This window comes from Nocardiopsis moroccensis (assembly GCF_055763695.1).
The window spans coordinates 5,126,981-5,140,435 of record NZ_CP199747.1 but is presented as its reverse complement, the minus strand read 5'-3'; the positions used below and the strand labels follow the sequence as shown (position 1 = coordinate 5,140,435).

Below are 13,455 nucleotides of genomic sequence, written 5' to 3'. Positions count from 1 at the left end.
TTGGAGTCTCGGGCTGATCGCCCCCCCGAACATGAGACGGCCACCGCTGTGAGCATGTGGGTGTTTTGGAACCAGACGATCGGCGGTGCCCGTGCCGCCCACCGTAGTAGCGATCACCCCACTCGACTGGCCGAGGGGGGTAGGTCGGGCGTCTCGGCACGGGGCGTGCTCGCGGCGTGACGGCAACGGCATGGGCGAATTACTCAGGCCGCTGTCCCTTCTCACACACGCTCCAAGCCCTCCGCCGAACCAACTCAGCCCCGGCCCCCTGCCAGGGGCTTCAGTGTTTCCGGCCGGAGAGGGGATGACGTGGTGGCACGAGGAGGAGCGGCGTACCAGCACGGGAAGGCAGACACCTCAATTTCATTCACCTATGAATCAAAACACTCAAAAATGCACATCGGCCCCAAAAGTCAATACCGACATCGATAGCGGTTGGTATCTTCCAGGGATGCTCGCACGCTTCTCGGGGTTCTTCGTCGGTTCGGTGTTCGGATTGGCGTTCGTGCTGATCAACAGTGGTCCGCCCCTACCACCGACCGTGTCCCTCGCGCTGCGGACCCTGGCCGTCGCCGTGGCCGTCGCCATCGTCGTGCTGGCGGTTCTCGCCATGCGCAGGGACAGCCGGAACACGGGAGGCTCCGCCCACGAGCAGGGGGAACGACCGGTCGCCCCGCGTTTCGGGGCCCTCTTCGGCACCGTCACCCTGGTCGAGTTCGCCCTGATCTTCGGCGGGGTGGCGGCGCTCAACTCCTTCGGGGCCCCGCCCCAGACCGGGGTGGCCTGGGTCGCCCTCGTCGTCGGCCTGCACTTCTTCCCGCTGGGCCTGGCCTGGCGGCAGCGGGAGATCCTCCACCTCGCCTGGTACGCGACCGCGCTCGGCGCGATCGGCCTGGTCATGGTGCTCGCCGGGTACCCGGACTGGGTTCCGCTGGTCAGCGGGGTCGTCACCGGCGCGGGGATGCTGCTCGGCGCCCTCACGGCCCTGGTCCTGATGCACCGCGAGGCCGCCCCGGCATCCGAACACCCGGCCTAGTCGGGCAGTTCGCCCAGCCCGAAGTAGGGCAGGCACGGCTCCAGGCCCTCGACCGTCACCGGGACCGTGCGGTGCCTCTCCCAGTCCTGCCTGGTGAGTCGGTACACGGTCTCGCTGACCTGCCTGCCCCTTACCGCGACCAGGCGTGAGCCGTCCGGCCGGTACCCCAGCCTCCGGGACACCCCGTGCGAGGCCGCGGAGTCCTGGAAGGCCTCCGAGACGGCCGCGTCCGCGCCCAGGCACTCGAAGGCCAGGTGCAGCACGGCGGCGCGCATCTCCGTGCCCAACCCCATGCCCTGGTGGCTCAGGGCCAGCCACGAACCGGTACCCACCTGTCGGGCGACCGCGAAGTCCTTCGCCGTCATGTCCTGGACGCCGATCACGGTGCCCTCGTACACCACGGCCGCGTTGAACGTCCACTTCTCCGGTGTCCACGAGGCCATGGACGACCAGTTGTGCTGGATGACCCCGAGCGCCAGGCGGCGGGGGGTCTGGTCGGTCCACGGAACGACGAAGGGCATCCGCTCCGGCTCGTGCACCCCCGAGACCGCGGCCTCGGCCAGTCGGGCGAGGTCGTCGTCGGAGGGCATCCTCAGTTGGAGCCGGGGCGTGTTCAGGCGCAGCCCCATCGGGGGAAAGTGCTCGGCGATCATGTCCCGATTCTGGCCGCGCGGCACCCCGCTGTCACCCGTGTTTCGGCGGCCCGGAGAGCTCCGGGCCGCCGTTCAGCGGGTGAGTTCACCGACGAGCGCGGCCAGCTCGGCCGCTGCCCGGGCAGGTCCACCCGTGACATCCCGGACCACCCACCCGCGCATCCCGGCCAGGTGCGCGGGGTGCGCGAAGGCGGGGTCGGTGAGCAGGTAGCCGCAGGGCGCGTCCGGCCAGTCCGGGACCGTGGGCAGGCGCTCGGTCCGGTAGGCGGCGGGTTCGCCCTCCCGGCCGGGGAGTCCGTCGAGTCCCTGGTTCCGGGAGATGTCCGCGCGGGTCGGGCTGCCCGGTTGGGGCAGCGGGGCGTCCACCAGCACGTAACCGAGGACCGGACGGTGCGCGGCGCGCTGGGCGGCGCCGATAGCGCCGAGGAGCGGACCGGAGTCCCCCTCGGCGACGAGTACGGTCGGCGCCCCCGCGGCGACCAGCCGGCTGATCTCCAGGCTCGCCCGTGCGACGTAGCGGGCGGCGTGGGGCGGCGTGTCGTCGTCCGGAACCTCGGGGAGGACCGGGGTGCGCCCCCCGGCGGTGAGCGCTTCCGCCGCGCCAGGGAGGGAGAAGGGGGCCTGGAGGGTGGGGGGCAGGAGGACGGTGATCACGCGGGGCCGTCCTGGCGGGTCTCGTCCCGGACCCAGGCCAGATAGGCCGGGTTGCCGCCCGCGACCGGTACCGCCACGATCTCCGGCACCTCGTAGGGGTGCGTCCGGACCAGGTGCGTAACCAGGCCGTCCAGACGGTCCGCCGCGGTCTTGGCCACCACCAGCCACTCCTGGTCGGCCTGGGTGGCGCCCTCCCAGCGGTAGAAGCTCGTGATCGGTCCGCTCACCTGCGCGCAGGCGGCCAACCGGTGGTCGACCAGCGAACGAGCCACCTCCTCGGCGCCCTCGCGGCTGTCGACGGTGGTCTCCACCCGGACGGTCCCGGTGTGCTCCTGCATACTCGTCCCAACTCCGGGTCGGGGCAGCCCTGGTCCGCGCGGCCCCACCCGGTGTCCTAGGCTCACTGGTCATGAGCGAACGTGATGAACTCCTGCGTCAGATCAACGATAAGGCGGTCGTGCGCGGGAAGGTGACCCTGTCCTCCGGCAAGGAGGCCGACTACTACGTCGACCTGCGCCGGATCACCCTGGACGGGGAGGCCGCGCCCCTGGTCGGCTCGGTACTGCTGGACACCGTCTCGGACCTGGAGTTCGACGCGGTGGGCGGTCTGACCCTGGGCGCGGACCCGGTGGCCGCCGCGATGCTGCACGCGGCGCACGCGCGCGGCCGCAGGCTGGACGCCTTCGTGGTGCGCAAGGCCGGCAAGGCGCACGGGCTGCAGCGCCGGATCGAGGGGCCGGACGTCCGGGGCCGCCGGGTGCTGGCGCTGGAGGACACCTCCACCACCGGCGGTTCGGTGATGACGGCCGTGGAGGCGCTGCGCGAGGAGGGCGCCGAGGTCGTGGCGGTGGCGTTGATCGTGGACCGCGGCGCGCGCGCACGGTTGGAGGAGGAGGGCCTGGAGTACCGGCCCGTCTTCGAGGTGTCCGACCTGGACGTGTGACCCCGGCTCAGCGGCGGTTCGCGGGCGGGGCCGGTCGGCCCTGCCCCGGACCGGAGCCCGGTCTAGGGGTTCAGCGTGAAGGTGTGACCGGGGCTGCGGTCGGAGATGTCGCGCTGGGTGCCGTTGACGTAGACCTCGACGGCGGCCGGGTCGCCGATGCTGACCTCGAGGCCGTCGGTGTTGTCCGGGTAGTTCACCGAGTGTCCCTGGGCGAGCTCCTGGTCCAGGAGCACGTCCCCGCCGGGGACCCGGACGAACACGTCGCTGGACTCGCCCACCACGCGGATGAAGAGGACGCCCATCTCGTCGGCGTCCACACCCTCGGCCGCGGCCTCTGACGCGTTGGCGCTGACGCTGTCGCCGGTGCCCGGCAGCGAGCGGTACAGGAAGTACCCGCCGAGGGCTACCAGGGTGACCAGGAGCACGACAGCCCCGACGATGGCCATCACCTGGCCAACGCCGCGCGGATCGTTCCTATGCCTTCCCACGGCGACGAATGTAGCGCGTATCACGACAAAAAGCGACAGCAGCCGCCCTGAAGTCCACGATTCACCACTATTCGTGACATAGCTACCCAGGCGCTCTCGACTTCCCCGGCACCCCCGCCCCTCGCTTCCATCGAGCCCCGTAAGCTGCGGGTACGTAGCCGATCCGGAGCATTTTGGTCTAGACCTTTCCAATGGCTCCGGCTATTCGGGATACTTGGACGACACCCGGTGGACACGTCCGGACGCACGGCCCGCGGGCCTTCCCCTGACGACCGGTTCCTCCCACCGGGGGCAACGCACGCGGGGTGCCGTCGGCACGCGAGAGCATCGCACCGGCGGTCGCTCGATCCAGGCCGAACCAGGGAGAGTCAAGCCATGCCCATCGCCAGCCCCGAGGTCTACACCGAGATGCTGAGCCGAGCGAAGTCCGAGGGCTTCGCCTACCCGGCGATCAATGTGACCTCCAGCCAGACGCTGCACGCCGCCCTGCGCGGCTTCGCCGAGGCCGAAAGCGACGGCATCGTCCAGATTTCCACCGGCGGCGCCGAATTCCTCTCCGGCGCTTCGGTCAAGGACATGGTCACCGGCTCGGTCGCCTTCGCCGAGTTCGCTCGCGTGGTCGCCGCCAAGTACCCGGTGAACATCGCCCTGCACACCGACCACTGCCCGAAGAACAAGCTCGACGGCTTCGTCCGCCCGCTGCTGGAGATCTCCAAGGAGCGCGTGGCCAAGGGCCAGGAGCCGCTGTTCCAGTCCCACATGTGGGACGGCTCCGCGGTCGAGCTGGAGGAGAACCTCCAGATCGCGGACGAACTGCTCGCTGCTTCGAAGGCCGCCCGGACCATCCTGGAGATCGAGGTCGGCGTGGTCGGCGGCGAGGAGGACGGCATCGTCGGCGAGATCAACGAGAAGCTGTACACCACCCCGGAGGACGCCCTGCGCACCGCCGAGGTGCTGGGCCTGGGCGAGAAGGGCTACTACATGACCGCCCTGACCTTCGGCAACGTGCACGGCTCCTACAAGCCCGGCTTCGTGAAGCTGCGCCCCGAGGTCCTCAAGTCCGCCCAGGAGGCCGTCGCCGCCAAGTACGGCAAGGCCAAGGCCTTCGACTTCGTGTTCCACGGCGGCTCCGGCTCGACCATGGAGGAGATCCACGAGGCGATCGGCTACGGCGTCGTGAAGATGAACATCGACACCGACACCCAGTACGCCTACACCCGCCCGGTCGTCGACCACATCATGAAGAACTACGACGGTGTGCTGAAGGTCGACGGCGAGATCGGCAACAAGAAGGCCTACGACCCGCGCGCCTACGGCAAGGTCGCCGAGGCCGGGATGGCCGCCCGGGTGGTCGAGGGCGCCCAGCACCTGAAGTCCGCCGGCAACAAGATGAAGTAGGACCCCCGCCCGACCGCTCCCCCGGCGGTCCGGCGCCCGGTGCCCGGCGGTCGTGCCACGACCGCCGGGCACCGTCCTTTCCACCGCGTTCCGCCCGTTCTCCCGTGACCCGCCCACCCCGCCCTCTGCGGTGGCACACATCGGTCTCGGCACGAAACGCGCCCGCGGACCGTCCGTATTACGCGGACCACTGGCCTCCGGTACCCCCACACGAGAGAAACCGGGGTGCACTTTTCACTGCATTCCCCCAAATTGCACCCAAGGGTGATAACGGGCCGCCGACCTCCGGTTTCGAGATCGGGGGCACGGGCATTCCTCCTGCCGATTTCCCCTCGGACGGAATGAGGACATGTGAAGGACAGGAACGGCTCGGTCCGTCTGGCGGCCGTCGGCGTGCTCGTGACGGGCAGCGTGCTCGTCGGAGGCTCGGCGGCCGGTGCCGCGTGGGCGTCGTCGGTCCCAGCCGGAAGCGCGATCGGGAACACGGCCGAGCGGTCCGCTGCCTCCTGCGGGCTCGGCGCCGACAACCCCACCGTGTCGAACGGCACCATCACGGGAATCGGCTCTCGCACCGGCTGCGGAGGCACGGTGACCCTCACTGTGCAGGTGCGCAAGCACCGCACCGCCTGGCCTGACAAGGTCGTGGCCGAGAGCAGCCAAACCGGGTTCTCCAACGGGCCGCTCGATGCTTCCGGGAACTGCGACGGAAACGGAACGTACTTCACCGAGACCAGGAGTTCGAGCGGCAACAAACTGTCGTCCGGAAGGGTCCACAGGTGCTGACCGGGACCCTCGAACGAATTCCGGTGAGGGGAAAGGGACGGCCCCGTGCGCATCACCGCTGAGGGTCTGGACTTCGGTTACCGGGGCCGGAAGAAGGTCCTGGACGGTCTCACCTGGACCGTGGAGCCCGGGGTCACCGGACTCCTCGGCCCGAACGGCGCGGGCAAGACCACCCTGCTGTCGCTCATCGTGACGCTGCTCCCCGTGCGAGGAGGGCGCCTGCTCATCGGGGAGCACGACCTGGCCACCGGTACTGGCCGGGCCCGGGCCCGCCGCGAGCTGGGGTTCGTACCGCAGCGCTTCACCCTGGCGGGCGAGCTGACCGTGGCGGACACCGTCGCCTACGCCGCCTGGGTGCACGGGCTGGACCGCCGCGAGTGCGGGGAGGCCGCCCGCCGGGCCCTGGACTCCGTCGACCTGGCCGGACTCGCCGACCAGCGCACCCGATCCCTGTCCGGGGGCCAGCGCCAGCGCGTGGGCATCGCCGCGGCCCTCGCCCACGACCCCCGGGTCCTGATCCTGGACGAGCCCACCGCGGGTCTCGATCCGGGGCAGCGGCTCCGGGTGCGCGAGGTCGTGGCCGGTCTGGGCAAGGACCGAACCGTGCTGATCTCCACCCACCTCATCGAGGACGTCGCCCACCTGTGCTCCCGGATCGGGGTCCTGGCGGGTGGCCGGATCGAGTTCCAGGGCACCTTCCCCGAGCTGGAGGACCTGATCGACGACACCGCTGAGGCGAGTGCTTACGGTTCCGGGTTCGAGCGGGCCTACGACCGGCTGATCGCCCGGGTCGGAGAGCGCCCGTGAACCCGCTTCGGAACCGGGAGCCCCGGAGCGAGGCGGATCGGGGCCCGGCGGCCCAGGGCACGTTGACCCGGAACACGTCGGCCCGGAGCAGGTTGACGACCTCGCCCCTCTTCTGGCCGTTCCCGCCGCCCCTGGTGCTGGTCCCGTCCGGGATCGTCCTCGTCATGACACTGACAGCAACCTGGGGTCAGCTCTCCTGGCGTGCCCTGGACTGGGTGTATTTCTCCGGACAGGTGGGGGTCCAGGCCCGGCTGCCGGTTGTGGTGGCGACCGGAGCCGCGGCCTTGGCGGCCGCCCGGTTCACCCGGCCGAGCCTGGTGTTCGCCCAGCCCTGGCAGCCCCGTCTGGGGCGGGATGTCCCGCTGCGGCACGCGACAGTGGTCACCGGCTGGTGCCTGGGCGCCTATCTGGTGGGGCTGCTGCCGCTGACCGCCGCCGTCGCCTCGCAGGGCGCGGGCACGCCGCATCCCGTGCCCGTCCTGGGTGCGCTGACCGGATTCGCGGCCCTCACCCTGCTCGGCTACCTGTGCGGGGTCGCCCTGCGCGGGCTGATCGCCGTCCCCGTGGCGATCGGTCTTGTCTTCGTGTGCACCAGCCTGCCCCTGGTAGCCGACACCTGGACCGCGCTGTCGCTCCAGCTTCCGTTCACCCCCTCCCTCGGTGCGCGGGAGAGCATCCCGCTCGGCCTCTACCGGCTGGGGTTCTTCCTGCTCCTGGCGACCGCCGCCGCGTGGACGTCCGTCTGGCTCCTGCGGGCCCCACGCCAGTGGTCGGCCCCGCAGGTCACGGCGGTGGTCGCGGTGGCGACCGCCGCTGTCCTGCCCCACCTGTACGCGTTCCCGCTCGTGACCTACGCTCCGGGCGGCTCCGAGGTCTGTGCGGAGCGCGAAGGGGTCCGTTACTGCGTGCACGAGGGTCACGCGGACGAACTCGCCCTGATCGTCGAACTGGCCGCCCCGGTCTTCGCCGCCTACGGGTCGTCCGAAGCCGTCCCCGCGCAGGTGCGCGACCACAGCCTGGCCACCGGGGACGACGAGGTGCTGCACGGCGCCGAGCACGGCGTGCTCTGGATGCGCGTCTATCCGGGCTGGGACCCGTACCAGGAGGTACCCGCGACGGCGGCCGTGTGGCTGCTGCCCGACATGTTCGTGTGCGGCTCCGAGAGCGTGGGCAATACGGACGAGAGGGCACCCTCGGAGCAGCGCCGGGTGGCCGTGCTGGTGGAGCTCAAGGCCTGGCTCGCCTCGCGCCCTTTCCCCGGCTCCGCCGACGGCGGTCTGTTCGCCGGGGCCGACCCCGACGAGATCCGGGACTGGATCAGCAGGAACGAGGAGCGGATCGCGGCGTGCGAGGTGGAACCGGAGGAACTGCCGTGGCGACCCTGACCCGGAGCCCCGTCCTCACCTCCCTACGCCCCTGCCTGCTGCCGATGCTGCACGCCCTGGCCGCGGCCGTCGCGGCGGTGGTTCTGGGCCTGGCCGCCTCGGGCGTCGTGGTGCCGGTGGCGGTGTTCGACTGGCCCTACGAGGAGCAGCGGATCCCCGTGGCCGAACTGCTGTGCGTGTGCGCGGCCGCCGTCGGCGCGTGGGCGAACCGGCCCCGGCTGTGGGAGTGGGAGCGGCTGGGCGGGGCCCGGACCCGAATCCGGGCGGCCGCGGTGGCCGCGCTCGGCGTGCTGCTGTCCGGAGGCGCCGCACTGGCGCTGCTGCCCCACGCGTCGGAGGCGGAGAACTCCTGGCTACTGGTGACCAACGTCCTGCTGGCGGTGTCCGCCGTGTACCTGCTGGCGCCCTTCCTGGACGCGGTGCCGTCCGGACTGGTCGTGCTGGCGGGGATCCTCCTGGGGGCGGCGGCCTGCAACACGGTGCCGGGACTGAACCGGGTGAGCCCCTACGCCTACGTGGGATCTGACGGGTGGAGGGCCCCGGACCTGCTCGCCGGGGCGACGGTGCCCGCCCTGGCCCTCGGGCTGGCCCTGGCCGCGGTGGCGGCGCACGCGGTGACGCACGGCTCCACGGCCAGGGTCCGACGGCGCGAGCCGGAGACGGGTTGAGCTCCGTGATCCGGGAAACACCGGGCCCGGTGGCAGGATGGGGGCATGAACCTGCACCAGAACCTGCTGAACGAGCCGCCCGAGACGCGCCTGCCCGACGACCCCGAGGCCCGTGAGGCCCTGGCCTCCGCTGACGACCCCACCCCGGTCGCCGGGCGTTTCCCGTCCTACTCCGCCGCCTGGGCCCGCCTGGCCGAACTGGCCCTGGCCGACGGCCGGCCGGTGACCGCCTACGCGTACGCGCGCACCGGCTACCACCGCGGCCTCGACCAGCTGCGCCGCTCCGGTTGGAAGGGCCACGGCCCGATCCCCTGGGAGCACGCGCCCAACCAGGGCTTCCTGCGCGCCCTGCACGCTCTGAGCAGGGCCTCGGAGCGGATCGGGGACGCCGAGGAAGCCGAGCGCTGCGCCACCTTCCTGCGCGACTCCAGCCCGGAGGCCGCCGAGGCGCTCAACGGCTGAGGCCGCCCCGGCTCGAACACCGCCGTGCCCGGCCCCGGCCTCCGCGGGGGCCGGGCACGCGCCTGCCGCCCGCACCCCGAACCGCGCCAACCTCCCACTTAACGCGGTTCGAAGGGTCGTGTACGCTCAATACGCAACGGCCCCTGTCGCTGCCTTGCGCCAGGGGTTCATCCATGTTCGGGGTCGGAAAAGCCCCGGTCAGGTGTCGAGCGAAGAGGTAGAGACCAATGCCGGCGATCACGCTCGTGGGTGCCCAGTGGGGCGACGAGGGCAAGGGCAAGGCAACCGACCTGGTCGGTGACCGCGTGGACTACGTGGTCCGTTACCAGGGCGGCAACAACGCCGGGCACACGGTGGTCATCGGCGACCAGAAGTACGCCCTCCACCTGCTCCCCTCGGGCATCCTCTCCCCGAACGTCGTACCCGTCATCGCCAACGGCGTCGTCATCGACCCGGGTGTGCTGTTCGAGGAGCTGCACGGCCTCCAGGAGCGGGGCGTGGACACCTCCCGCCTGGTCATCTCGGCCAACGCGCACCTGATCATGCCCTACCACCGGGCCCTGGACAAGGTCAGCGAGCGCTTCCTCGGCAAGGGGAAGATCGGCACCACCGGACGCGGCATCGGCCCGACCTACGCCGACAAGGTCACCCGCCAGGGCGTGCGCGTGCAGGACATGTTCGACCCCAAGATCCTGCGCAAGAAGATCGAGCTCGCCCTCCACGACAAGAACCAGCTCCTCACCAAGGTGTACAACCGGCGCGCGCTCGAGGCCGAGCCGATCATCGAGGAGTACCTGGGCTACGCCGAGAAGCTGCGCCCCCACGTCGCCGACACCTCGCTGATCCTCAACAAGGCGCTGGACGAGGGCAAGACGGTCTACCTGGAGGGCTCGCAGGGCACCCTCCTGGACATCGACCACGGCACCTACCCCTTCGTCACGTCCTCCTCCCCGACCTCGGGCGGCGCGGCCGCGGGCGCCGGCATCGGCCCGAACCGCATCACCAAGGTGGTCGGCATCCTGAAGGCCTACACCACCCGCGTCGGCTCCGGCCCCTTCCCGACCGAGCTCCTCGACGAGCAGGGCGCCTGGCTGCGCACCCAGGGCGGCGAGTACGGCGTCACCACCGGCCGGGACCGCCGCTGCGGCTGGTTCGACGCCCCGATCGCCCGCTACGCCACCCGGATCAACGGCGTCACGGACTTCTTCCTGACCAAGCTCGACGTGCTCACCGGCCTGGAGCGGATCCCGGTGTGCGTGGCCTACGACGTCGACGGCGTGCGCCACGACGAGATCCCGATGACGCAGACCGACTTCCACCACGCGACACCGATCTACGAGTACTTCGACGGGTGGTCCGAGGACATCACCGGAGCCCGAAAGTTCGAGGAACTCCCCGAGAACGCACAGGCCTACGTGCGTACCCTTGAGGAGATGGCGGGGGCCCCGATCTCCGCCATCGGTGTCGGACCCGGCCGCGACGAGACCCTCCAGCTGCGTTCCCTGGTCTGAACCGGAGACCACCCGTCCTTCCTCCAGACAGAAGAAGAGGCCCTCTGCAGTGAAAGCCCTCGTTCTCGGCGGCGGAGGCCGCGAGCACGCACTCGTCCGCGCTCTGTCCCTTGATCCGGGTGTCACCAGCATCCACAGCGCCCCCGGCAACCCGGGGATCTCCGACCTGGCCGAGAACCACGTCATCAACGTGACGGACGGGTTGGCCGTGACCGAGCTGGCCGCGCGCATCCGCGCCGAGCTGGTCGTGATCGGCCCGGAGGCCCCGCTGGTGGCCGGGGTGGCCGACGCCCTGCGCGACCGCGGCATCCCGGTGTTCGGCCCCGACAAGGAGGCCGCTCGCCTGGAAGGGTCCAAGGCCTTCGCCAAGGAGGTCATGGAGGCGGCCGGGGTGCCCACCGCGAAGGCCCGGGTGTGCCGTAACGCGGGCCAGGTCTCCGAGGCCCTCGACGAGTTCGGGGCGCCGTACGTGGTCAAGAACGACGGTCTGGCCGCGGGCAAGGGCGTCGTGGTGACCGAGGACCGCGCCGCCGCCGAGAAGCACGCCCGCGAGTGCGGCCGCGTGGTCATCGAGGAGTACCTCGACGGCCCCGAGGTCTCGCTGTTCGTGCTCACCGACGGGGCGCACGCGCTCCCGCTGCTGCCCGCGCAGGACTTCAAGCGCGCCTACGACGGCGACCAGGGCCCCAACACGGGCGGCATGGGCGCCTACGCCCCGGTGCCGTGGGCCCCCGCCGGGCTGGTGGACGAGATCATGGAGTCGGTCGTGCGGCCGACCGTGTCCGAGATGAACCGCCGCGGCCTCCGCTACCAGGGCCTGCTCTACGTGGGTCTGGCCCTGACCGGCAAGGGGCCGCGCGTGGTGGAGTTCAACGCCCGCTTCGGCGACCCGGAGACCCAGGTCGTGCTGGACCGCCTGGCCACCCCGATCGGGACGGTCCTGCAGGCGACCGACACCGGCGGCCTGGGGTCGATCGGTTCGCTCCAGTGGAAGTCGGGTGCCGCGGTGACCGTCGTGGTCGCGGCGGAGAACTACCCGGGCGACCCGGTGAAGGGCGACCTCGTCGGCGGCCTGGCAGCCGCCAACTCCCTGGAGGGCGCCTACGTGCTGCACGCGGGCACCGCCTGGGACGGGGTGCGCGACATCAAGTCCAACGGCGGCCGGGTACTGAACGTGGTCGGCACCGGATCGGACCTGCGCCAGGCCCGTGAGCGCGCCTACGAGGCCGCGGGCAGGCTCGAACTGCGCGGGTCCTTCTACCGCACCGACATCGCCGAGCGGGCGGCCGCGGAGGTCTAGGGCGTGCGTCCGCGAACACGCGCCCCGGGAGAACGGCAGGACCAGAGCACCGCCCGCACCGCGGTCGCACGGCAGAACCCCCAGAAAGCAGCATCATGAGTGGCTTCGTCACCGTTCCCGAGCCCGTCGAGGTTCCCGGACTGACCCACCTGCACACCGGCAAGGTGCGCGACCTGTACGCGACGGCCTCCGGCGAACTGGTGATGGTGGCCAGCGACCGGGTCTCGGCGTTCGACTGGGTGCTCCCCACCCAGATCCCCGGCAAGGGCCGCCTGCTCACCCAGCTGTCCCTGTGGTGGTTCGAGCGCCTCGGCGACCTGGTCGCCAACCACGTCGTCTCCGACGTCCCGCCCGAGGGCGCCCCCGCGGACTGGGCCGGCCGCACTCTCGTCTGCGAGAGGCTGGACATGGTGCCGGTGGAGTGCGTGGCCCGCGGCTACCTCGCGGGCTCCGGGCTGTCCGAGTACCGGGTGGACCGCACGGTGTGCGGCGTCGCGCTCCCCGAGGGCCTCACCGACGGCTCAGAGCTCCCCGAGCCGGTCTTCACCCCCGCCACCAAGGCCGAGGTCGGCGACCACGACGAGAACGTCTCGTTCGGCGTCGTGGCGGCCAGGCACGGCGAGAAGCTCGCCGCGGAGCTGCGCGAGCTCACCCTGCGGGTGTACGGGCGCGGCCGGGACACCGCCCGGGAGCGCGGGGTCATCCTCGCCGACACCAAGTTCGAGTTCGGCCGGAGGCCGTCGGGCGAACTCGTCCTCGCCGACGAGGTGTTCACCCCGGACTCCTCCCGTTACTGGCCCGCCGACGAGTGGAGCCCGGGACGCGCCCAGCCGTCGTTCGACAAGCAGGTCCTGCGTGACTGGCTGACCTCACCCGTGTCGGGGTGGGACCGTGCCTCGGACACTCCGCCGCCGGAGCTCCCGGACGACGTGGTGGAGCGCACTCTGTCCCGTTACACGGAGATCTATGAGCGTCTGACCGGCGGGAAACCCGAGCTGTGACCGTCGTCAGCTGCGTGATTCAGCGCACGCGGACGTCGTTCCGGCTGTGGGAGCGCGTATGGTGGTGGAGTCGTATGCAACACCGGAGTAACGGGCAGCCGTGCGTACGATCCCTGGTCTCTCCCTCCGGCGTAATGCCTCTTTGGCCGTTTGGCGGGACTTCAACCGCGATCTGCGGGTATACCACGTTCTGGACCGGTTGGCGTGAGCTGGTTGCTATAGAGTCTTCGCGAACCGACCGGTTCACCGGCCGCGCAGGTCACACGCAAGATGGTCGCAACGTTCCAGGGGAAACCCGCGTCTAAAACGCATACAGGCGATACCCGACGAGGGTGACCTTTTTTCACATCTGCCTCACAAAGGAGC

15 protein-coding genes are annotated in these 13,455 nt (G+C 71.0%); 11 read left to right on the top strand and 4 right to left on the bottom strand.

Features of this window, described 5'->3' with window-relative positions:
* Nucleotides 1-451 precede the first annotated feature (451 nt).
* The gene (locus ACUKCB_RS22685; RefSeq protein WP_473037608.1) at nucleotides 452-1,036 is read left to right on the top strand and encodes a hypothetical protein; all 585 of its coding nucleotides are present in this window, start codon (nucleotides 452-454) and stop codon (nucleotides 1,034-1,036) included.
* On the opposite strand, the gene ACUKCB_RS22680 is transcribed toward ACUKCB_RS22685, so the two are convergent.
* The 3 genes from ACUKCB_RS22680 to cutA form a co-directional block, all read right to left on the bottom strand.
* Nucleotides 1,033-1,689: a GNAT family N-acetyltransferase gene (locus ACUKCB_RS22680; protein WP_473037606.1), complete on the bottom strand. Its 657-nt coding sequence runs from the start codon at nucleotides 1,687-1,689 to the stop codon at nucleotides 1,033-1,035. The genes ACUKCB_RS22685 and ACUKCB_RS22680 overlap by 4 nt on opposite strands.
* A 72-nt stretch (nucleotides 1,690-1,761) precedes the next feature.
* Nucleotides 1,762-2,343: a hypothetical protein gene (locus tag ACUKCB_RS22675; protein WP_473037605.1), complete on the bottom strand. Its 582-nt coding sequence runs from the start codon at nucleotides 2,341-2,343 to the stop codon at nucleotides 1,762-1,764.
* Nucleotides 2,340-2,681, bottom strand: a complete 342-nt coding sequence (gene cutA, locus ACUKCB_RS22670) for a divalent-cation tolerance protein CutA (protein WP_473037604.1) — start codon at nucleotides 2,679-2,681, stop codon at nucleotides 2,340-2,342. The genes ACUKCB_RS22675 and cutA overlap by 4 nt, the downstream gene beginning before the upstream one ends.
* A gap of 71 nt (nucleotides 2,682-2,752) precedes the next feature.
* On the opposite strand from cutA, the gene pyrE reads away from it, so the two are divergent.
* The gene (gene pyrE, locus ACUKCB_RS22665; protein WP_191267811.1) at nucleotides 2,753-3,286 is read left to right on the top strand and encodes an orotate phosphoribosyltransferase; all 534 of its coding nucleotides are present in this window, start codon (nucleotides 2,753-2,755) and stop codon (nucleotides 3,284-3,286) included.
* A gap of 62 nt (nucleotides 3,287-3,348) precedes the next feature.
* Here pyrE and ACUKCB_RS22660 read toward each other — a convergent pair whose 3' ends face one another.
* Nucleotides 3,349-3,732 carry a RodZ domain-containing protein gene (locus ACUKCB_RS22660; protein WP_473041108.1) on the bottom strand — a complete coding sequence of 128 codons (384 nt, stop codon included), beginning with the start codon at nucleotides 3,730-3,732 and terminating at the stop codon, nucleotides 3,349-3,351.
* A 417-nt stretch (nucleotides 3,733-4,149) separates the two neighbouring features.
* Here ACUKCB_RS22660 and fbaA point away from each other — a divergent pair, with 417 nt between their 5' ends.
* From fbaA to ACUKCB_RS22615, 9 genes are all read left to right on the top strand, one after another.
* Complete coding sequence (fbaA, locus tag ACUKCB_RS22655) at nucleotides 4,150-5,172, top strand: class II fructose-bisphosphate aldolase (RefSeq protein ID WP_452543319.1); 1,023 nt, start codon at nucleotides 4,150-4,152, stop codon at nucleotides 5,170-5,172.
* Between the two features lie 351 nt (nucleotides 5,173-5,523).
* Nucleotides 5,524-5,955, top strand: a complete 432-nt coding sequence (locus ACUKCB_RS22650) for a hypothetical protein (RefSeq protein ID WP_473037603.1) — start codon at nucleotides 5,524-5,526, stop codon at nucleotides 5,953-5,955.
* 45 nt (nucleotides 5,956-6,000) lie between these two features.
* Nucleotides 6,001-6,762 carry an ABC transporter ATP-binding protein gene (locus ACUKCB_RS22645; protein WP_473037602.1) on the top strand — a complete coding sequence of 254 codons (762 nt, stop codon included), beginning with the start codon at nucleotides 6,001-6,003 and terminating at the stop codon, nucleotides 6,760-6,762.
* Nucleotides 6,763-6,926: 164 nt separating this feature from the next.
* Nucleotides 6,927-8,147, top strand: a complete 1,221-nt coding sequence (locus ACUKCB_RS22640) for an ABC transporter permease (RefSeq protein ID WP_473037600.1) — start codon at nucleotides 6,927-6,929, stop codon at nucleotides 8,145-8,147.
* On the top strand, nucleotides 8,135-8,815 hold the full coding sequence (locus ACUKCB_RS22635) for a hypothetical protein (RefSeq protein ID WP_473037599.1): 681 nt from the start codon (nucleotides 8,135-8,137) through the stop codon (nucleotides 8,813-8,815). The genes ACUKCB_RS22640 and ACUKCB_RS22635 overlap by 13 nt, the downstream gene beginning before the upstream one ends.
* Nucleotides 8,816-8,860: 45 nt before the next feature.
* On the top strand, nucleotides 8,861-9,277 hold the full coding sequence (locus tag ACUKCB_RS22630) for a DUF3151 domain-containing protein (protein ID WP_473037598.1): 417 nt from the start codon (nucleotides 8,861-8,863) through the stop codon (nucleotides 9,275-9,277).
* 227 nt (nucleotides 9,278-9,504) lie between these two features.
* The gene (locus ACUKCB_RS22625) at nucleotides 9,505-10,788 is read left to right on the top strand and encodes an adenylosuccinate synthase (RefSeq protein WP_452543309.1); all 1,284 of its coding nucleotides are present in this window, start codon (nucleotides 9,505-9,507) and stop codon (nucleotides 10,786-10,788) included.
* 49 nt (nucleotides 10,789-10,837) lie between these two features.
* Complete coding sequence (purD, locus tag ACUKCB_RS22620) at nucleotides 10,838-12,088, top strand: phosphoribosylamine--glycine ligase (RefSeq protein ID WP_473037597.1); 1,251 nt, start codon at nucleotides 10,838-10,840, stop codon at nucleotides 12,086-12,088.
* Between the two features lie 95 nt (nucleotides 12,089-12,183).
* A complete protein-coding gene (locus ACUKCB_RS22615) occupies nucleotides 12,184-13,089 on the top strand; it encodes a phosphoribosylaminoimidazolesuccinocarboxamide synthase (protein ID WP_473037596.1) in 906 nt (301 codons plus the stop codon).
* The last annotated feature ends 366 nt before the right edge of the window (nucleotides 13,090-13,455 follow it).

Coding starts and splice junctions, on each gene's coding strand:
- pyrE (WP_191267811.1), top strand. CDS start 2,753: ATGAGCGAACGTGATGAACTCCTGCGTCAGATCAACGATAAGGCGGTC.
- fbaA (WP_452543319.1), top strand. CDS start 4,150: ATGCCCATCGCCAGCCCCGAGGTCTACACCGAGATGCTGAGCCGAGCG.
- ACUKCB_RS22640 (WP_473037600.1), top strand. CDS start 6,927: ATGACACTGACAGCAACCTGGGGTCAGCTCTCCTGGCGTGCCCTGGAC.
- cutA (WP_473037604.1), bottom strand. CDS start 2,681: ATGCAGGAGCACACCGGGACCGTCCGGGTGGAGACCACCGTCGACAGC.
- ACUKCB_RS22615 (WP_473037596.1), top strand. CDS start 12,184: ATGAGTGGCTTCGTCACCGTTCCCGAGCCCGTCGAGGTTCCCGGACTG.
- ACUKCB_RS22685 (WP_473037608.1), top strand. CDS start 452: ATGCTCGCACGCTTCTCGGGGTTCTTCGTCGGTTCGGTGTTCGGATTG.
- ACUKCB_RS22630 (WP_473037598.1), top strand. CDS start 8,861: ATGAACCTGCACCAGAACCTGCTGAACGAGCCGCCCGAGACGCGCCTG.
- ACUKCB_RS22680 (WP_473037606.1), bottom strand. CDS start 1,689: ATGATCGCCGAGCACTTTCCCCCGATGGGGCTGCGCCTGAACACGCCC.
- ACUKCB_RS22625 (WP_452543309.1), top strand. CDS start 9,505: ATGCCGGCGATCACGCTCGTGGGTGCCCAGTGGGGCGACGAGGGCAAG.
- ACUKCB_RS22660 (WP_473041108.1), bottom strand. CDS start 3,732: ATGGCCATCGTCGGGGCTGTCGTGCTCCTGGTCACCCTGGTAGCCCTC.